This window comes from Halomonas sp. BDJS001, assembly GCF_026104355.1.
In the GTDB taxonomy this organism is placed as follows: Bacteria; Pseudomonadota; Gammaproteobacteria; order Pseudomonadales; family Halomonadaceae; genus Vreelandella.
In genome coordinates this window covers 4,268,079-4,286,576 of sequence record NZ_CP110535.1, presented here as the reverse complement: position 1 = coordinate 4,286,576, position 18,498 = coordinate 4,268,079, and the positions used below count along the sequence as shown (strand labels likewise).

The window sequence follows — 18,498 nt, the reverse complement described above, 5'->3', positions numbered from 1 at the left end:
TCTCGGCGGCTCGCTTTGGTGAGTTTATAGGCTGGCTTGGTTGAAAGCCACGCGAACACCGTAGGCTAGGCGTTGGTGAGCGGAGACGGAGGGCACATCACTACCTATCATTTCATCGGCGGCTTCGGCCCAGGTCAGCGTGCCATGGGTGAAGCCAAGCGGCGCTAACGCGCGACCAATCCACTGGGTGCCGGTGAAACGTTGCGTCTCCCCGTCGTGGTCAATGAGCAAACTAGTAGCGTTACCCTGGTGCAAGCGCACGATGTACCAGCCCAAATCGAGTCCGTGTACCTCAACCTCGGGGAGCGGTGCGGAACAGTGCGCAAGATCGTCAAGGGTAATATGTGCGGGAAGTGCTGAAGACATGGCGTATCCTCATAAGTGAATATCCTATACGCCAAGCCTAAAGGGTGTGCTTTATTTGTACAGTAGTAACCGTCTGAACGGCGCTATTTATTAAGCGCTGGATCAGACGGTTAGAGATAGGTGCTCTACTACTTAACCGTTACGAAATAGGAAACTGTAGGCATTTAACGCAGGTACGCCGCCTAGGTGGGCGTAGAGCACCTTGGAGCCCGCGGGAAATTCACCGTTGCGCACCTTATCGATCATGCCGTGCATGGATTTACCTTCGTAAACCGGGTCGGTAAGCACACCCTCCAGACGGGCACAGAGACGAATGGCTTCCAGCGTGCCTTCGTTGGGCAGGCCGTACTCGGGGCCGCCGTAGCGGGTATCCAAAATGACATCGTCATCGCTAATACCGCCTTCCAATTCCACCAGCTCGGCCGTATTGCGCGCGATGCGCAGGATCTGTTCACGGGTTTGCTCAGGCTTGGCAGAGGCATCAATGCCAATCACTCGCTGGGCACGGCCATCGGCGGCAAACCCCACCACCATGCCCGCCTGGGTGCTGCCGGTGACCGAGCACACCACGATATAGTCAAACGTGAAGCCGAGTTCTTTCTCCTGCTGGCGCACCTCTTCGGCAAAGCCAACAAAGCCTAAACCGCCGTAAGGGTGCTCGGAGCAGCCTGCGGGAATCGGGAAGGGCTTACCACCCCGCTGGCGCACATCTTCCATCGCCTGCTCCCAGCTGGGGCGAATGCCGATATCGAACCCCGCGTCATCCATGCGCACATCGGCGCCCATGATGCGGGACATCTCGATATTGCCCACCCGGTCATACACCGCATCGGAGTAGTTAACCCAGTTCTCCTGAACAAGCACGCACTGCATACCCAGGTGAGCGGCCACCGCTGCAACCTGGCGGGTCTGGTTGGATTGAATACCACCAATGGATACCAGCGTATCGCAGCCCTGTTCCAGCGCTTCTGGAATCAAATACTCAAGCTTGCGTGTTTTGTTACCTCCAAAGGCCAGGCCGCTATTGCAGTCTTCACGCTTGGCGTAGAGCTCTACTTCACCGCCTAAATGTTCGCTTAGCCGCTTTAGCGGAGTAATGGGAGAGGGGCCAAAGGTGAGTGGGTAACGGGGGAAGCGTTCGAGGTTCATAACAAGCTCCTGCTGCTCAGGGTTTGAGTGCGGTGTATATAAAGTTGCTAGGCGAGGGTTTGTGTGAACAGTTGGCGTGCTCTCTGCTATTAATAGTATGTGCTCATCGCTATTTTTGTGTTGCAAAGTTGGCTGCTTGTAAGCAATAAAAAATGCTATAAAAGGTAAATTATGTTTTTAAATAGTGCATAAAAGTGATTGAGGTAAATAATAGTGCGTTCAAAAAGGGTGCGGACGGGCGCTGAGCCTGATGACCAGTGGGCTGAGCTAGACCGTACAGACCGGCGTATTCTCAAACTGCTGCAGGACGACGCCACTCTCTCCAATGTGGCACTGGCAGAGCAGGTGAACTTGAGTCCAGCGGCCTGTTTGAGAAGAGTCGAAAAGCTCAAGCGGGACGGGGTGATTAGCCGTGTGGTGGCCCATTTAGACCCGGAACAGCTCCAGGCGGGGATGGTGGTATTGATTGGCGTGGTGCTGGATCGCTCGACGCCGGAATCCTTCGCCGCCTTCGAAGAGGCGGCCCAGAAGGTGTCGGGCTGTATGGAGTGCCACGTGGTCACCGGGGAGTTTGATTACTTTATGCTGGTGCGCACTCGGGACAGCCAAAGCTTCAACAGGCTGCACGCCGAACAGTTACTCTACCTGCCCGGCGTGCGCCAGATCCGCTCGTTTATGGGGCTGCGACAGGTGGTCTCTACCCATAAGGTGTTGGTTTAATCTTTTGGAAAGCGCGCTTCCAGCTCGGCCACTTGCTCCTGCGTTAGCCCCCGCGGGTTCTCGCCCCGCAGCAATAGGTAAAGCTTGGCGGTCTCTTCCAGCTCTTCAGTGGCATACACTGCCGCTTCGAGGTTTTTCCCCGCTACCACTGGACCGTGGTTGGCCAGCAGTACCGCGCTGTGTTTGCCGGCTAAGCCCCGCACCGCATCGCCCAGTTTAGGATCGCCGGGAATGTGATACGGCACCAGCGGCAGCTTGCCCACCCGCATCACGTAGTAAGCGGTCAGTGGCGGAATGCAGTCGCAGGGATCTACGCCCGGCAGGCAAGAGACCGCCACCGAGTGGGTGGAGTGCAGATGCACAATCGCTCCGGACTGCGGGCGCTCCTCGTACATCGCCATATGCAAAAACTGCTCTTTGGTAGGCTTATCGCCACTCAGCAGTTGGCCGCTGTTATCAAGATGAGAAATCCGCGCAGGATCCAGGCGCCCCAGGCAGGCGTTGGTGGGTGTCATCAGCCAGCCGCCATCGTCTAGCCGCACGCTGATATTGCCGCTGGAGCCCATGGTCAGGCCGCGATCAAACAGCGACTTGCCCAAAGTGCTTATCTGTTCTCGCAGGCTGTTATGGCGATGTAAGTGGATGCTCATGCCAGCACCTCAAACGCCCGAGTAAAGAAGTCGACGCCGCCGAAATTGCCCGACTTCAGCGCAAGCGACAGCGGTGCTTCGCGACCCGCCATTGGGGTTTGCGTCCAAGGCACGCCGGGATCAATCTGTTCACCAATCCGTAGGGTAGTAATGCCGAGTGCTGAGACCACCGCGCCGGAAGTTTCACCTCCGGCGACCAGCAAGCGGCCCACGCCTTCGTTGACCAGCGTGACGGCCAGTTGGCTCAAGGCCTCTTCGACTAGATGGCCTGCACGTTCCACGCCCAGTTCAGCTTGAGCGGTTTTGACCTTCTCTGGATCCGCTGAGGCGTAGATCAGTACCGGAGCGTTGCTGGATAAACGCTCCAAGGCAAAGGCAAGCGCTTGCTCCCACTGTTTGTCTCCTTCGCTCAGCTTTAACGGATCCAGGGAAAAGCCACCATCAGGGTGCTTGGCTAGAAAGTCCGCTACTTGTGCCAGCGTGGCCCGGGAGCAACTACCGGAGAGCACCAGCGCCCCGCCCGAGGCAGGCGATAAACGCCCCGGCTCACTGATCGTGTCTAGCCAGCCCTGGGCACGGTACTGAGCGGGCAGCGCCTGCCCCAGACCAGACCCACCGGTGACTAACGGCATCAAGACGGTAGCTTCGGCCAGCACGTCCAAATCCTGCTCATCCAAGGAGTCACAGATCACATGGCGCATGCCGTGCTCGGCCAGTGATAATAAATGCGCACGGGTGGCCTCCGCCCCTTTAGCTAGTATGGCGCGATTGGCTAAGCCCACCGGGTGTGGTGTTTGGCGGGCGAGTACACGGACTAAATCCGCGTCTTGCATGGGGGTTAGCGGGTGGTGCTGCATGCCGCTGTCGTTCAGTAAGCGATCACCGACAAACAGGTGGCCTTGGTAAACCGTACGGCCGTTAATCGGGAAAGCGGGCACCATCACCGTTTGATGCGCTCCTAGCGCTTCCAGCAGCGCATCCGCCACCGGGCCGATATTGCCCTGGTCGGTGGAATCAAAAGTGGAGCAGTACTTGAAGAACAGTTGCCGAACCCCCTGCTGGCGAAGCCACTCAAGGGCGGCCAGAGAGTCCGCCACGGCTTCGTCCACCGGGCAGGAACGCGATTTCAGCGCCACGACCACCGCATCGATATCAGCGAGGTCGATCTCTTGCTGGGGCACGCCAATCACCTGCAGACAGCGCATGCCACCGCGCACCAGGTTATTTGCAAGATCCGTGGCCCCAGTGAAGTCGTCGGCAATAGCACCTAATACAATTGTCATACGTTGCATCCGTTGTCAGGGTTCAGGGAGTGGCGGCTTTCATGCGTGCGCGTTTAATCAGTGGCGAGATAATCGTCACTGCCAACAGTAGTACTGCAATGGCCAGTAAGGTGGCGCTGATGGGGCGGGTAAAGAAGATCGATATATCTCCCTGGGACATTGACAACGTACGGCGCAGCTCGCTCTCTGCAATGGGGCCTAGTACTAGGCCTAGGATGATCGAAACCAGCGGGAATTTTAATTTTTCCAGCAGGTAGCCCATGACGCCAAAGCCAAGCATCAACCACACATCAAACATGGAGTTGCGCACCGAGTAGGTACCCACGATGCAACACATAAGAATGATCGGGCCGAGCGCCGAGTAGGGCACATTCAATAGCTTGGTGAACAGGGTGATAAATGGCTTCGAGAACAACAAAATCATAAAGTTGACGATAAACAGGCCCGCGAACACGGCATATATTAGGCTGCTGTGGGTCATCATAAACATTGGGCCAGGCTGCAGGCCGTGCATGATAAATGCCCCAAGAATGACCGCTGTGGTGCCACTACCTGGAATGCCCAGGGCAAACAACGGTACTAAGGCGCCCATGGCAGCGGCATTGTTCGCCGACTCTGGCGCTGCGATACCTTCCGGGGCCCCTTTGCCAAATTTCTCAGGATGTTTAGACCAACGCACTGTTTCGCTATAGCTCACCATGGCGGCGGTGCTAGCGCCAATGCCCGGTAAGATGCCAATGATGACGCCAATAATAGAAGAGCGTGTAAGCGTGGTGCCGATTTGGCGTAAGATAGGTAGATCAAAGATTTTAACTTTTACTTTCGTAATCGGCTGATGGCTGTCTTGATCTAGGGAGCGTTTCATCACTTCAGAAACGGCGAACAGCCCCACGATCATCGGTATCAGTCCAACCCCTTCCATCAGGTTCAGGTTATCGAAGGTATAGCGGCTGGTGCCTGTCAGTGGGTCAATACCAACGGTGGCGATAAACAGTCCAATAGTGGCGCCAATCAGTCCGTAGATCAGACGGCCACCTAAGGAGGCCACAACGGTTAAGCCAAGCACTGCAAGGGCAAAATATTCGGGGGAGGAGAACCTTAATGCCATCTTAGCCAGCATTGGGGTAAAGATAATCAACGCAATGGTACCCACTAAACCGCCAATCGCAGAGCTCAGTACGCCAATGCCCAGTGCTTTGCCTGCCTGGCCCTGCTGGGTCATCGGGTAGCCATCAAAGGCAGTCATCACCGCTTCCGGCGTTCCTGGGGCACGGTAGAGAATGGCAGTGATCAAACCAGAAAAAACAGTCGCGCCATAGATGGCAGTCAGCAACATAAAGGCAGTCGTGGAGTCCATGCCATAGGTAACGGGTAGCAGGATAACCACCAGAATAACGCCGCTGATGCCGGGTAACGCACCACCGATAAATCCGATAAAAACGGCTGAAGTAAGTAGTAGCAGGTTGAGTGGCTGCATCACTACAGCCAGCCCGCCTAGAAAATTCTCTAGCATCATTAACTCCTAAACAGGTAGCAGTAGCGGTTATCGGCAAACTTCGTAACAATAAGTGTCATAGTGGGATGCCAAGCAGCATGACGAAGACACCCTGCATTAGCAGTGTGGTAACCACCACGGTAATTAGAATCGTGCGCCAGGAGCGAGCCCCAAGCAGCAGCGTACCTACCAATGTAAAAGCGATACTGGCGATGAAAAAGCCCACCATGCTAATTAACCAGGTGTAGATAACGGTGGCGGCAATCAGCCACCAGTGGCGCATGGACGCTAGGGAAAAGCGTTTAGCTGTGACTGGATCGTTCTGAGGAAGACTCTTTTCTTCCGGTTCATCGTCATAAGTGGTGCCTCGCTGCGCATCACGCCAAGTGATCAGTAGCAGGGCGCTACCCAACCCAAGAAGCGCAATGACTAGCGTCAGAGGCCATACGCGGGGGCCGATAAAGGTAGAAACCTCAGCGGAGCTGGGAAACTGCAGTGTGGGCACTAAACTGACCAGTGCTAGTAACACCACCGCGAATGCGAAGAGAGAAATCCTGGCGTGCATGATAAACCCCGAAGGGAACGTGGCAGGGCCTACTTGAAAAAATAGTCCCAGCCAGTGAGTTAAAAAGCAGGCAAATTGATTGCCTGCTTTCACTTAGCACTTAATGCGATATTTATTGATCGTTATTAAGTAGGCGCGAATAGAGTTCATAGTTATTTTCTAGGCGCTGACGATATTCGGCGCTGCCCATCCAGCCTTCACGATAAGTAAGGTTTACTCGCTCGGCGTATGTCTGGTACTCCTCAGAGTCGTAAACCTTTTTAAACGTATCTTCTAAACGTTTTAGAAGCGGTTCAGGTGTATCGGCGTGGACGAAAATTGCACGGTCGTTGCCATCGGTTAGATCCCACTCGTATTCAGCTGTGGTGGGAACATCAGGATAATCGGCCAAACGCTCATCGCTGAATACCAGGATTGGCATCATTTGGCCCGCTTCCATATAGCTCAGCAAAGGGCTAAGTGACGTGGTGGTCGCGTCGATATTGTTGCCCAGAACATTAGCGGTGGCATTGCCTGTGCTGTCGTAAGGAATGAAATTCATATCCAGGCCTGATGCATCACGCAACGACAGAAATGAAACGTGGTCAGGGCTGGCGGTATGGGTGCCGCCCACAGTGACCTCGCCTGGGTTTTCCTTGGCGTACTCCAAGAACGATTCAAAATCCGGGTAACGCTCTGGATTGACGAATAATGCCATTACATCTGACTGCATCCGTGCCACGGGCGTGAGTTGATCTAAGCCGATTGGGTTTTGTCCTGCTGCTAAAGACGTTACTAAGGTGGTGGAAGCGAAATCAAGGGTATGGCCGTCAGCTGCGCCAGTAGCGGTGCGCTGGTGCGCCAATGCACCAGAGGCGGAGGGCAGGTTAATAACGGTAATATTTGCGCCGCCCAAGGCTTCTTCAAACATCGGGCGAACCACACGAGCGAAGTTATCCGTGCCGCCACCAGCGCCTGCCGCTACCAAAAACTGGATAGTCTTTGTCGGATAATCTGCTGCATCATCGGCGTTGATAGCTGTGGCGACGCTAACCAGCGCGACGCCGAGTGTTGCCATTTTGAGAGTGGACTTAGTGAGCATAGTGTTTCTCCTATCTGATTGTTATTGCTTTTAATTCCCGTTAGGGAGGTTTAGTTTAGCGTGCTGTCGATAGCGGCTTTTGGAGCTAAGTTGTTTTGTTGAAACAATTGATCCTGCTTTTCACGAAGCTGTTTTAAGGTTGATTCAGGCAGTGCCACATCCGCTAAGGTAATGGGCTGATTGGGGGCAATGTCGCGGATCACTTGAGCGCCTGGCAGTAGATAAAAAGGCACTTTTGCTTCTGGTGATAGCGCCGCGGCGGGATGCAGCTCTGGACGTAGCCCTTCGATGTGCCTGTGGTGGCCGCGCATTTCGAGGTGCTGGCCCGCTTTCATGTGCTGGGTTGCCCGCGCTGTTAGGTCAAACCTGGGTGTCGTGGCGTGGCCACCGCCGGAGGTTTGACTATTGATGACTGCATCGAGAAGTGAAATGGGTGCTTCTAGACCAAGCAAGTGGCGAGGTAGATAAATCATTGCACTACTGCCGCTGTGGCTAAGTACATGGCCTTTATCCCTCAGTAGAGACCAAACATGCGCATCTTCACAGCGCACGACCACAAAAACGCCTCCTGCAAAGCTCAGTTCATCTGGTCGGCGTAGGCAATTAAACACTTCCAAGCGCTCCAGCCCTTGCAGTACCCCACCTTGGTTCTGAATGTCCAACAGGGTCGGTACTTCCGTGGTGCGCAGCACCATGGCATGAAACTCAGGGCGATCAGGACGTAGCCCCGTGGCATTGGCTACGTTGACCATTTCGCACAGATCAGGCACCGAAATTTGCGGGATCGCAGCGAGTAGCTTGCTGCGTGCTTCCACCATATCGCGCTCCTGGCCTGGCGATAATTCCCAAAGTTCTTTCAAGCCAGGGGCAGGAAAGTCGGTACCGTTGCAAGTAACGGTGTCGCTTGCCTCATCCCAAATAAAGTCATATTCGCTACTTTTACCTGCAGCAATAATCTCAAAGCCAAGGGTTCTGGCCCAGGTGAGTAGGCCAATAAGCAGGCTAGGCTGGTCACCATCCAACGGAGTGAATAGTCGCCCCTGCTGATAAGCCAGGCGGGTTAAATAGGAACCAACCACCGACTCGGTCTCTTTGGTGGCAATGCCAACGTGCTTACCTGCGAGCAGAGCAGCTTCTGCATAGCGCGCGCCTACATCAGGTATGCCAGTAGATTCCACTAAAATATCGAAAGGCAGCGCTTGAATTGTTTCAAAGGCAGCCGCGGCGATAAACATCCCTTCTTGCCACGCTTTTTCAGCGTCACTTTTAGAATGGCATACCATTATCTGAGCGTCAGAAATGCCTGCATGCCGCAACGCTTCGGCTGCTTTTTCAGGATTAATATCGATTGCAATACGTGCTGATAGTTTTTCCATTTGGCGCGCTTGTCGCAGAACGCCACGCCCAAAGTCACCCGCGCCCGCGATGCAGGCCTCAACAACCTTGCCTTTTTCAAAATGTTGTAAGTAGTTCATAAGGTGTTGGTATTCCCTTTACTGGTAAAACTGCTGCGATGACATTTTCTATCGCCATGGCGCTAAAGAGGTGAGCCTTTCAGAAATCCTATGAATGAAATGTAGTGGTATACCATTTTGGGGGTCAATTGGTTGATGTTAATACTTTGGTATTGAGTAGGTCTTTTTTTTATTTATGGCATTGATAAATATGGATTTAAAAAATAATCGTTTTAACGTAATTTATTTGAAAGGATTTTTTTGGTATGCCATTCTTGGCGTTCGCTTACTATGTGAACATGCCAATGGAAGAAGTCGCCCAGCCAAATCAGCCCGGACTTGTGGAGAAAGTCGCGAATTATTTACGTGAACATATCGTGATGGATCATTTTCAGCCTGGCCAACGTTTGCCTGAGCGAACATTGGCGGTTGAGCTTCAAGTATCCCGTACCCCGTTACGTGAGGCCCTGAAGATACTTGCTGCGGAAGGGTTGGTGGTGATATTACCAAACCGTGGGGCCGTGGTGGCGGATGTAAGTCCCGCCGATATGAAAGAGAAGGCGTATGTTTTAAGTGTGCTTGAGCAGGCCGCAGCAGAGCTAACGTGCGCTAACGCCAGTGATGATGATATTGCGGAGTTGCAGGCGCTCCACTATGAGATGAAGGCTTCATTCTTAAGACGTGACCGGCAGAACTATTTTCGCCTAAACCAAGATATCCACAACCGGATTGTGGCGCTGTCGGGAAATACGACGCTGATTGATATGCATGCCAACCTAAGCCGCCAGCTTTATCGTGTCCGCTACCTTTCAAATCAAAAAAATGAAAAATGGGCAACGGCAATGGAAGAGCACGAAGCCATTCTTGCTGCTTTGGAAGCGCGGGATGGTGAACGTGTAGGCCAAGAGCTACGCAATCACCTGGGCAAGACGTGGGTTAAGTATGCTAATGGGGAGCCGTTGGCTTAGTACTGTTTGATTTACAACACGTTTATTCGTTGAGAGCCTTACTGATGAACTCCAGAAAACGGTGGTCGTTGGCATGAGCAATATTGATACGCATTGAGTTGGCATCGGTACTGTCGGGGCGCAGTGAAAAGATGGCGCCTGGCGCAATAAAAATGCCGTTTTCTGATGCCTGTTTAGCCAGCTCAGTGGTGTTGATATGGGTAGGCATTTTGGCCCATAAATAGTAGCCGCCGCCGGATCCTGTCACATCATTAATGCCGATCTGCCCCAGTACTCTTACCGCCGTAGCACTCGCTTTAGCCACTCTCTCGCGCAGTTGTGCGAGGTGGCGGCGGTAGCGGCCTCTGGCTAATAGCTCATGCACGATCATCTCATTGAAGGTTGAAGTGTTTACGACAGTGAGCATCTTAATATCGACCAGGGCGCGAATGATGGATCTCCCTCCTGCGATATAGCCACAGCGCAAACCGGTGGAGAGCGTTTTGGAAAAAGTGCCTACGTAAATAACCCTTTCTAACCCATCAAGCGCAGCAAGATGAGCGCTGCCTTTGGGCAGTATGTCAGCGAAAACATCATCTTCCACTAGGGTGACACCATAGTGGTCGGCGAGCTTTAGCAGGCGATGCATATTACTCAGCGACATGGTGCTACCGGTAGGGTTGTGGGCATTGGGTTGCAAGAAGAAAAGACGCGGACGGTACTGTTTGGCTTTTCTCTCAAACTCTTCTAGGTCGGGGCCATTGATCGTGCGTGGAACGCCCACCAGTTTCGCTTTAGCGAGACGAAGTTTTCCAAACAGAGGGTAGTAACCCGGTGTTTCAACCAGAACACTCTCTCCTGCGGCTACGAAGTGGCGAATGATTAAGTCAAAGGCGTGATTAGCACCAAAGGTCATCATGACTTGATCCTGTGATGCATGGATAGAGCGCCCAGCCAATGTCATAGCTAAGCTTTCGCGCAGTGGAGAGTACCCCTGGGGCATGCCGTACTCGACGTCGCTCATTTCATCCGGTAAGCCACTCCTACGCCTTACCAAACGCGTTAGCTCCGCTCCCCCCATCCAGCTTGCGGGCGCTCGGCCGTCCCCCACGCGTACCGCAAAATTGCCGACTAACTGCTCACGAAGAAGCGATACGCTATCCACTGCCTCTGAAAGGTCGTGCGTAGGCTCGTCAATAGGCGATGGGCGGGGGCGTGAAACAAAAAAACCTGCTCCCTGGCGGGCGCTCAGATGGCCAAGCGCTACCAACTGGTCGTAAGCATCAATCACGGTATTTTTCGATACGCCAAATTGTTTAGCGGCTTCTCTGATGGAAGCCACCCGGGTGCCAGGCGAGAGGCGCCCCTCTTCAATGGCTTTTAGAAGAGTGGTGGCGACCTGATGAGATTTTGACATGAATATCTCTCAATGGCGGTGGAACTGTACCTGTTATTTTATAGGTACAGTACTTTATACACTTTGCACCACTGTACCTTACTCAGCGCCTTGTCTTTCCACAAGCTAAGGCCAGCCTACTTGGGTATACAACACTAATAATGATCTCCGCGGAGAATGGGCATGCCAAATAAAACAACTTCCTACCTAACGGTTTGGGACGATACGGTGACCGGCAGAGACCTGCTGATTGCCTTAGTAATTTCCACTCCTCTCACACTAGGTGGTTTCATTCTTACCCCTGGGCCAGCGCCAATGCCTCTAATAGTGGGCTTATGCGGCGCACTGCTGGGGTTTGTTATTAATACGGTTTGTTTACGCCCGAAACGACACCTCGACACTGATGGGGAGGCGTAATCATGGACGCTCTATTACTTCTGCAGATGTTAATGGCTGCTTTAATCGGTGTGGTGGTCTATACCGCGATTGGAGTGGCGCCAGGTACCGATGAGACCGCAGTACTTGCCCCGGTGACGTTAGCATTGGTGGTGGCAGGTGTTCCCTTGCCAGTGGTATTGGCTTTCTTTATGGCTGCCATCGTAGCCAAAAAGCTTACCGACTCAATACCCGTTTCCGTGGCGGGGATACCCGGTGGTGTGATGTCAGCCCCCATGGTTGAGCACGCAATGATACTGAAGCGTGAAGGGCACGCCACGTTGGCCATTCGCAAAATGGCGTCGGGTTCGGTTATCGGCACCCTTGTTGCTATTCCTGTGAGCTTGCTACTGGCTTTCCTGCTAACCCCTCTGGCGGATGTGCTGAGCCAGTACGCTAGCCAAATATTTTTTGTCGGCGCGATATTCCTGGCGTTAATGAGCCGTGAAAAAGTGATCAGCTTGATCAGTATCGTGATTTTAGCTGCGCTGATACAGGCACTGCGCCACTTCTACTGGGGTATGGGGGTTATCCCTGAAGGTCAGGTTGTCTTCATCTCTTTCTTCCTGGGTATCACGATAGGCCCAATGATCTTCAATTTGGCACAGCTAACCGTGCGTGAAGAGCGACAAAAAATGGCTACTGGTGAACCTAAAACGATCACAATCTATGCTGCCGATGATAGTGATGACAAGAGCCGCTTCCCTAACCCTTTTCGAATTTTGACCCGCCAAGAAGCTGTTTCGGCAACCGCCAGCTCGGTGCTCGGTTCGGCCACTTTCTTTATGAGTCCGGTGGGAATCACCATTTTCCTGGGCGAAGTAATGTCCAGCTGGGTGAAGGGTACCGTTGAAAAAGCTAGTCGTGCGCTTTCTTCAATGGATGCGGTCACCAATGCCGCTTATATCGCAGGCATTCTGATTCCCCTGGCGGCATTAGGCATCCCCATGAGCCCCATGGCGATTGGGCCAGGTAACGCCTTCTTTAATGCGCCGCCAGTACTTACGTTGGAACAGAATGCCCACCACCTAATGAGCTTTGGTGAAATCGCTGTTGCCAGCATTTTGGGCGCTGGGGTGGCGCTGTTGATTACGTATCCCATCGCTGTTCGCTATGCCCGGCACATTTGCGTGTTTGTTTTTCAGCGGATTCCTCATGAGGCCTTCCTGGCGATGTTCTTCTCGCTGGTCGTGCTGTTGGCTTATATGGATGCAGGTGTGATGGGCATTCTGGGGGTCGCGGTGTTAGCGCTCGTGGCGGGGCTATTAAACCGCTGGGGCGTGAACTATGGGGTGCAGTTTATGACTCTTTATGCCGCCCCTTGGCTAATGGGCTGGCTGGCTTGAACACTTCCTTTTTAAGTGACGCTACACAATAGTTTATTCATTGTAGGTAACGGTTATGACAATAAAATCATCGCGGATTCCAGGATTTTACCAGCTATCACCACGCGAGCGGTTGCGTAAAGTGGCCGCTTTAAGTGGCTTAGATGCGACAGGGGAAGCCCATTTGGCAGACACCGGTAACCTGCCAGCAGAAACAGCCGATAGCATGATCGAAAATGTTATTGGCACTTTAAACATACCGATTGGCGTTGCCACTAATTTAATGATTGATGGTGAAGAGCCGCTGGTGCCCATGGCAACCGAAGAGTCGTCCGTGGTGGCTGCTGTATGTAATGCGGCGCGACAGTGTCGTGCGTCAGGCGGCTTTTATACGGATACCTCATCCCCGATTATGATTGCTCAGGTTCAGCTACTAGGCGTTTCTAATCCTGACTTTGCCCGGCTACGTTTATTAGAAGCCCGCGAAGAGATTAAGCGTATTTGTGACGCGACAGACCCTGTGCTGTTAGAGCACGGCGGTGGTTTTCAGGATATAGAGGTGCGCGTACTTGAGGATATGGTCATTGTGCATCTACTGGTGGATGTGCGCGATGCCATGGGCGCAAATGCGGTGAACTCGATGGCTGAAGCGGTAGCTCCGTCGTTAGCTGAGTGGTCGGGAGGCGAGAGTCGTTTGCGAATTCTGTCTAATCTGGCTGATCGTCGTTTAGCAAGAGTCAGAGCGACCTGGCATCTTGATCAAATAGGCGGGGAGTCGGTGCGGGACGGAATATTGGCGGCTTACCGCTTTGCAGACTTAGATCCCTATCGGGCAGCGACTCATAATAAAGGGGTGATGAACGGCGTGAGTGCGGTGGTGTTGGCGACGGGTAATGATACTCGCGCAGTAGAAGCCGGTGCTCATGCTTATGCAGCGCGTACCGGACGTTATCGGTCACTGACTCACTGGGAAGCGGATCGCGATGGCAGTCTAACCGGTACTCTTGAAATGCCTATGCCAGTAGGATTAATCGGCGGCGCGACGAGAGCGCACCCCACTGCACGACGGTGTCTTGAAATTTTAGGCGTCAACAGCGCTGATCGTTTAGCCCGTATCATAGTCGCCGTTGGGCTAGCGCAGAACTTTGCAGCGTTAAAAGCGTTGGCTACCACCGGTATTCAAAAGGGGCATATGGCGCTGCATGCTAAAAATATCGCCCTAATGGCAGGAGCGGTAGGGGCGGAGGTGGCGTTGGTCGCCGACGAATTGGTGAAGCAAGGGAGTGTGCGTGTTGATATAGCGCAGGCGGCTTTGGCCAAGCTACGGTCTAAACCCGAATAAAGCGGCTTGAATATGCAGTGTGAGCATGCCAGAACGTTACTCTGCAGAGGAAGAAGAAGGCTCTGGCCGGGTAGCCAGCCACAAGGCAATCAGCACCAGTAGGGCGATCACGCCCCAGCGTTGCCAGCCGGGGCCGAGTGACCAGCCGGTGATCAGCGCACTCAACGCGATCATGCTAATAGCCGCCAGTTTGGCGCGGCGGGGAATGGCGCGCTCTTGCTCCCAGGTGATGAGCAAGGGGCCAACATAGTGGCGTGAGCGGATCCAGGCCTCAAAGCGGGGAGAGCCTTTGGAAGCGCAGTAAACCGCCATCAGCATAAACACGGTGGTCGGCAGCAGGGGCAGAAAAATGCCCAGTACACCGATGCTAAAACTTACCCCTGCCAGCACCACCCACATGAGGCGGATTAGTCTCATTCCTGCTCCTATATTGGCACACGGTGGCGCACATATGGCTCGTTACGTATGGATAAGTATGGACTTATATTATGGCTTTGCCATACCTACCAGGATAGGTCTCAACGGCTGCTGAAAGCTATTTTATGGCGCCAGGGCGAGCAGGGGATTGCCGTGGAAAGGGCCTTCCACGTGCTGCAACTCGGCGGCGTAAACCTGTGCGAGGGTCGCGGGGTTAAGCACTTGTTGGGGGAGTCCATGGTCAATCCGCTTGCCTTGATGTAGCAACCACACCCGGTCAGCGTAGGTGCTGGCGAGATTCAGGTCGTGGAGTACACAGACAATCGCCATGCGGTGCTGCGCGGCCCAGGTGCGTAGCTGGCGCATTAAGCGCTGCTGCTGGCCGATATCCAAGGCGCTGGTTGGCTCGTCCAGCAATAAAGTACCGCCATCCTTGGCGGTGGGAGAACGCCTTGAAAGTAGCTGGCAGGCGCCTCGGGCAATCATCACCCGCTGGCGTTCGCCGCCGGAGAGCGAGAGCACGCTGCGCTTGGCAAGGTGGGTGAGATCCAGGTCGTCCAGTAGCGCCGCTACCAGCGATTTGGCCGGGTTACTGCCTAGGCTCAACAGCTCGTTGGTTTGCCAGTCAAAGCCGGGCAGTTCCTGCTGGGCGACCAGGGCGCGGCGATTGGCGAGTTCGCTGATGGGCCATTCGCGCAAGGGCTTGCCATCCAGGTGTAGTTCGCCCTGCTCGGCAGGGCGAAACCCCGACAGCATGCTAAGTAGCGTACTCTTGCCTGCGCCATTGGGGCCGACAATGGCCAGCAGCTCGCCTGGGCGAACTGTGCCATCTAATGGAGCAAGCGTGGGTGTGGTGGTAAAACCCGCCTGATGAAGCGTTAGCATGCTCGGTTCCTGCGCATCAGTAGGTACAGGAAATAAGGCCCGCCCAGCAGGCTGGTCAGCAGCCCGACGGGGATTTCCGCAGGTGCAGAAACGGTGCGGGCCAAGGTATCAGCTACAACCAGCAGCAGCGCACCGCCTAACATCGAAGCGGGGAGCAGTAGCCGGTGGCCGGGCCCTAGACAGAGGCGCAGGCAGTGGGGCACCAGCAGGCCTAGAAAGCCAATCACCCCGGTAAGCGCAACACAAAGCCCTACGCCCAGCGAGGTCGCGACCACCACCCGGCGTTTTAAGCGGCTCGCATCCAGCCCCGCTGCATGGGCGGTCGCTTCGCCTAGCTGCAGTAGGTCGAGTTCGCGCGCGCTGCGCATTAACAGCCACAGGGCAACGGCAATCAGAATCAAGGCTAAGGCCGTGGTGCGCCACAGGGCGTTAGTCAGCGTACCCATGCCCCATAAACTAAGCTGGCGGAGCTGTTCATCGCTGGCGATAAAGGCTAGAACTCCACCGCCCGCCCCGGCCAGAGTATTGATGGCCAAACCCGCTAATAGCAGGGTCATCACCGCAGCACTGCCGCCGCCCTGGCGCTTGGCTAGGCCAAACACAATCAAACAGACGCATAAAGCGCCCAGAAAACCAGCCGCAAACTGGCCGTAAAGGCTGCCAGCGCCGCTGTCCTGAAACAGCACAATCCACACTGCTACGAAAAGCCCGGCACCACTGGCAAGGCCAAGCAGGGTGGGGTCGGCCAGCGGGTTACGAAATAGCCCCTGCATGGCGGCCCCGCTACCGGCGAGCATCGCCCCCACCGCGACGCCCAGCAGTAAGCGCGGCAGGCGGAGTTGCCACCACACCTGAACACTGAGCGGGTCGGCTTGGCCGCTGATGAGTCCCCAGGGGGAAATGCCCAATGCACCGGAGGCCGCCGCCCCAGCTAAGGTCAGCAGTAGCGCCGCAGTTAAACCGGCGAGTACGCGACGGGTTCGGCTAAGTGGCAGCCGTAAACGAAAGCGGTAGGTGTTCAGGAGGGTAATCATGGGCTTACTTGGGCGGTGGTGGATGCGTTCAATAGCACTTCAATATTCTGACGCAAAGTGAGCAGTTGATCAGGAGTGCGCGGGCCAAAGCCGAGCAGCGCTTGGTCATTGATCGTAATCAATTGTCGATGACGCCCGCGGGGTTAATGCCATCCCGGGCAGTTGCCATAGCGCGGCTTCGCCGCCCATTGCCGCGAGTCCGCGCTCGGAGACAATCACAACGTCGGGCGCCTCCTTGACCAGCGCTTCGGCGCCTACGCTGTGATAGCCCCGCATCTCGGCAAAGGCATTGTCCAGCCCCACCGCTTCAAGTGCGGTATGTGCTGCCGTATCGCTGCCCGCCGCCCGGGGAGTTAAGCCGCTGTGCTGCATAATAAACATGGCGCGGGTCGTTGGTAGGGCGGGCAGGTTGGCTAGCTGCGCTAGCTTAGCATTCAGTGCATCGGCTAAAACGTCACCTTCCTCACGGCGTCCGGTGAGTTGCCCAACAGCACGAACTTTCTCGCCTATGACCTCCAGCTTGGGCGGGGCGTTGATAATCTCTATGCTGACACCGACGGCCGCTAGCTGCTCAAGCACCTCTTGAGGGCCTGCGTGTCCAGCGGCCAGGATCCGGTCGGGGTTAACTGACAGCACGCTTTCAGCGGAGAGCTGGCGCAGGTAACCGACTGAGGGAAGTTCCGCCATAGCCGGTGGATAAACCACCGTGTCGTCTCGAGCGATAACGTTGATCTCGGCTTCCAGGGCGGCCAGGGTTTCGGCGATATCGCCGCCCAGCACCACCCAGCGCTCGCTGGCCAATACGGCCCCGGTGGTCAGCCAGCCAATCAGCAGTGCTGCCAGTGAGTGACGTATCAGGCGTGTTGCTCTCATGCCACCGCCTCTTGCTTGCCGAGTTCATCCAGCAATTGCCGCCACTCTCGGCGCTCCGCACGGCCTTCCTGGCGCTCTGCGTAGAGCTGCAGCACCAGCGAGCCTTCGGCATCAAAGGCCTCAATGCTGGTCACGCCTCCGTCGCGGTTGGGTTTACTGACTTGCCACACTTGGTCGATAGCGGCGTCATCCAAGTGCAGAGTGAACTGCTTGCCAAACAGGTTCAGCCAACCACGGGCGCGTTGCGGAGCGGGCAGTGTGCCGGTACGAATCTGCACGCAGCCGGGGCTGGCGACAAATAGCATTAACGGCAGCGCCCGATAGCTGGCTTGCTCAAGGAGCGTTTCCAGTGAGTGCACAGGCAGCGCACGGGTAAAGCGGCCCTCCATTAACTGGTTGGCCTCAAGACGCTCCAGGTGATGGCGCTGGAGGAGCGCAAAGAATTGGTGCACATCGCGCATCGCACCCCACTCGCTAGCAAGGGTCGGGGCTTCGGGGAGGGGGCGTTTGGGGCGGGGCATGCTCTGGGTAAACGCTGGCGTGTCCCGCGTTCCTAAGGCTGCCAGAGCGTCCCAAAGGCGCGGCAGCGGGTTGTCCAGAGCAAAGCATTTATGTACGGCGCAGCCATGTTGGTTAAATATCTGCAGGCTCCACCGCCACTGCGGCTCTTCTGCGTGGCTGGAAGGTAGAGGGTCGCGGATCAAGCAGGCCCAGTGCCAGTGGGTGTAGAGCAAACGTAGATCCAGGCCGCCTGGGTCGAGCAGCAGGCCAGTTTGCGGTCCGCCGCTGAGCTCAGGGTAATCGCCGGTTTGTTCCAGCACGGCCAGTCGGGAGCGGGTTAATGCCTTCACCCGCCCCAACTGTGGCAAGTAAGCGGCAAGCTCGTTAGGCGCAAGAGGAAGTGTCCATACATCGCGGCCCAAACGAGCGGCCTGAAGTTCGCCTTCGCTGATCGCTAAGCGTTCGGCAATCTCAATGGCGGGAAGGCGCGGCTGAGCGGCGCGCGCCGCATCAAGGGCTTCGAGAATGGCGATCTGTTGGGATGAAATCATAACGCACCTCTTTTATGGTTCACTGGTGG

General features: G+C 55.2%; 18 protein-coding genes and 1 pseudogene. 5 read left to right on the top strand and 14 right to left on the bottom strand.

Going from position 1 to position 18,498, the window contains the following annotated elements; genetic code table 11:
- Window positions 1–24: 24 nt before the first annotated feature.
- Window positions 25–366, bottom strand: coding sequence for a DUF6482 family protein (locus tag OM794_RS19925; RefSeq protein ID WP_226246712.1), 342 nt, complete (start codon window positions 364–366; stop codon window positions 25–27).
- Between the two features lie 132 nt (window positions 367–498).
- Window positions 499–1,515 (bottom strand): 1-aminocyclopropane-1-carboxylate deaminase, encoded by a 1,017-nt coding sequence (locus tag OM794_RS19920; protein WP_226246713.1) that lies wholly within the window; start codon window positions 1,513–1,515, stop codon window positions 499–501.
- 213 nt (window positions 1,516–1,728) lie between these two features.
- On the opposite strand from OM794_RS19920, the gene OM794_RS19915 reads away from it, so the two are divergent.
- On the top strand, window positions 1,729–2,235 hold the full coding sequence (locus OM794_RS19915; RefSeq protein WP_226246714.1) for an Lrp/AsnC family transcriptional regulator: 507 nt from the start codon (window positions 1,729–1,731) through the stop codon (window positions 2,233–2,235).
- Here OM794_RS19915 and otnC read toward each other — a convergent pair.
- The 6 genes from otnC to OM794_RS19885 all read right to left on the bottom strand — a co-directional run bounded on the left by otnC (window position 2,232) and on the right by OM794_RS19885 (window position 8,784).
- The gene (otnC, locus tag OM794_RS19910; protein ID WP_226246715.1) at window positions 2,232–2,885 is read right to left on the bottom strand and encodes a 3-oxo-tetronate 4-phosphate decarboxylase; all 654 of its coding nucleotides are present in this window, start codon (window positions 2,883–2,885) and stop codon (window positions 2,232–2,234) included. The two genes, OM794_RS19915 and otnC, sit on opposite strands and share 4 nt — an antisense overlap.
- On the bottom strand, window positions 2,882–4,168 hold the full coding sequence (otnK, locus tag OM794_RS19905) for a 3-oxo-tetronate kinase (RefSeq protein WP_226246716.1): 1,287 nt from the start codon (window positions 4,166–4,168) through the stop codon (window positions 2,882–2,884). The genes otnC and otnK overlap by 4 nt, the downstream gene beginning before the upstream one ends.
- A 22-nt stretch (window positions 4,169–4,190) precedes the next feature.
- Window positions 4,191–5,681 carry a tripartite tricarboxylate transporter permease gene (locus OM794_RS19900; protein WP_226246717.1) on the bottom strand — a complete coding sequence of 497 codons (1,491 nt, stop codon included), beginning with the start codon at window positions 5,679–5,681 and terminating at the stop codon, window positions 4,191–4,193.
- Between the two features lie 58 nt (window positions 5,682–5,739).
- Window positions 5,740–6,228 (bottom strand): tripartite tricarboxylate transporter TctB family protein, encoded by a 489-nt coding sequence (locus OM794_RS19895; RefSeq protein WP_226246718.1) that lies wholly within the window; start codon window positions 6,226–6,228, stop codon window positions 5,740–5,742.
- A gap of 112 nt (window positions 6,229–6,340) precedes the next feature.
- Window positions 6,341–7,309, bottom strand: a complete 969-nt coding sequence (locus OM794_RS19890) for a Bug family tripartite tricarboxylate transporter substrate binding protein (protein ID WP_226246719.1) — start codon at window positions 7,307–7,309, stop codon at window positions 6,341–6,343.
- Window positions 7,310–7,359: 50 nt separating this feature from the next.
- Window positions 7,360–8,784, bottom strand: a complete 1,425-nt coding sequence (locus OM794_RS19885; RefSeq protein WP_226246720.1) for a flagellar biosynthesis protein FlgA — start codon at window positions 8,782–8,784, stop codon at window positions 7,360–7,362.
- A gap of 245 nt (window positions 8,785–9,029) precedes the next feature.
- Here OM794_RS19885 and OM794_RS19880 point away from each other — a divergent pair, with 245 nt between their 5' ends.
- The gene (locus OM794_RS19880; RefSeq protein WP_226246721.1) at window positions 9,030–9,731 is read left to right on the top strand and encodes a GntR family transcriptional regulator; all 702 of its coding nucleotides are present in this window, start codon (window positions 9,030–9,032) and stop codon (window positions 9,729–9,731) included.
- Window positions 9,732–9,753: 22 nt separating this feature from the next.
- Here the strand turns inward: OM794_RS19880 and OM794_RS19875 are convergent, their stop codons facing one another.
- On the bottom strand, window positions 9,754–11,127 hold the full coding sequence (locus OM794_RS19875; RefSeq protein ID WP_226246722.1) for a PLP-dependent aminotransferase family protein: 1,374 nt from the start codon (window positions 11,125–11,127) through the stop codon (window positions 9,754–9,756).
- Window positions 11,128–11,289: 162 nt separating this feature from the next.
- Between OM794_RS19875 and OM794_RS19870 the strand changes: the two genes are divergently transcribed.
- The 3 genes from OM794_RS19870 to OM794_RS19860 are packed head-to-tail and all read left to right on the top strand — an operon-like array spanning window position 11,290 to window position 14,208.
- Entirely contained in the window at window positions 11,290–11,523 is a 234-nt protein-coding gene (locus OM794_RS19870) for a hypothetical protein (RefSeq protein WP_226246723.1), read from the top strand.
- Between the two features lie 2 nt (window positions 11,524–11,525).
- Window positions 11,526–12,887, top strand: a complete 1,362-nt coding sequence (locus OM794_RS19865) for a tripartite tricarboxylate transporter permease (RefSeq protein WP_226246724.1) — start codon at window positions 11,526–11,528, stop codon at window positions 12,885–12,887.
- Window positions 12,888–12,942: 55 nt separating this feature from the next.
- A complete protein-coding gene (locus OM794_RS19860; RefSeq protein ID WP_226246725.1) occupies window positions 12,943–14,208 on the top strand; it encodes a hydroxymethylglutaryl-CoA reductase, degradative in 1,266 nt (421 codons plus the stop codon).
- Between the two features lie 36 nt (window positions 14,209–14,244).
- Here the strand turns inward: OM794_RS19860 and OM794_RS19855 are convergent, their stop codons facing one another.
- From OM794_RS19855 to OM794_RS19835, 5 genes and pseudogenes are all read right to left on the bottom strand, one after another.
- A complete protein-coding gene (locus OM794_RS19855; protein ID WP_226246726.1) occupies window positions 14,245–14,625 on the bottom strand; it encodes a YbaN family protein in 381 nt (126 codons plus the stop codon).
- 123 nt (window positions 14,626–14,748) lie between these two features.
- Window positions 14,749–15,450, bottom strand: a pseudogene (locus OM794_RS19850) (ATP-binding cassette domain-containing protein); the annotation flags it as partial.
- Between the two features lie 53 nt (window positions 15,451–15,503).
- Window positions 15,504–16,544: a FecCD family ABC transporter permease gene (locus OM794_RS19845; RefSeq protein WP_226246728.1), complete on the bottom strand. Its 1,041-nt coding sequence runs from the start codon at window positions 16,542–16,544 to the stop codon at window positions 15,504–15,506.
- A 105-nt stretch (window positions 16,545–16,649) separates the two neighbouring features.
- Window positions 16,650–17,417, bottom strand: a complete 768-nt coding sequence (locus OM794_RS19840) for a heme/hemin ABC transporter substrate-binding protein (protein ID WP_265153986.1) — start codon at window positions 17,415–17,417, stop codon at window positions 16,650–16,652.
- Window positions 17,414–18,469, bottom strand: a complete 1,056-nt coding sequence (locus tag OM794_RS19835; protein WP_226246730.1) for a ChuX/HutX family heme-like substrate-binding protein — start codon at window positions 18,467–18,469, stop codon at window positions 17,414–17,416. The genes OM794_RS19840 and OM794_RS19835 overlap by 4 nt, the downstream gene beginning before the upstream one ends.
- Between the last annotated feature and the right edge of the window lie 29 nt (window positions 18,470–18,498).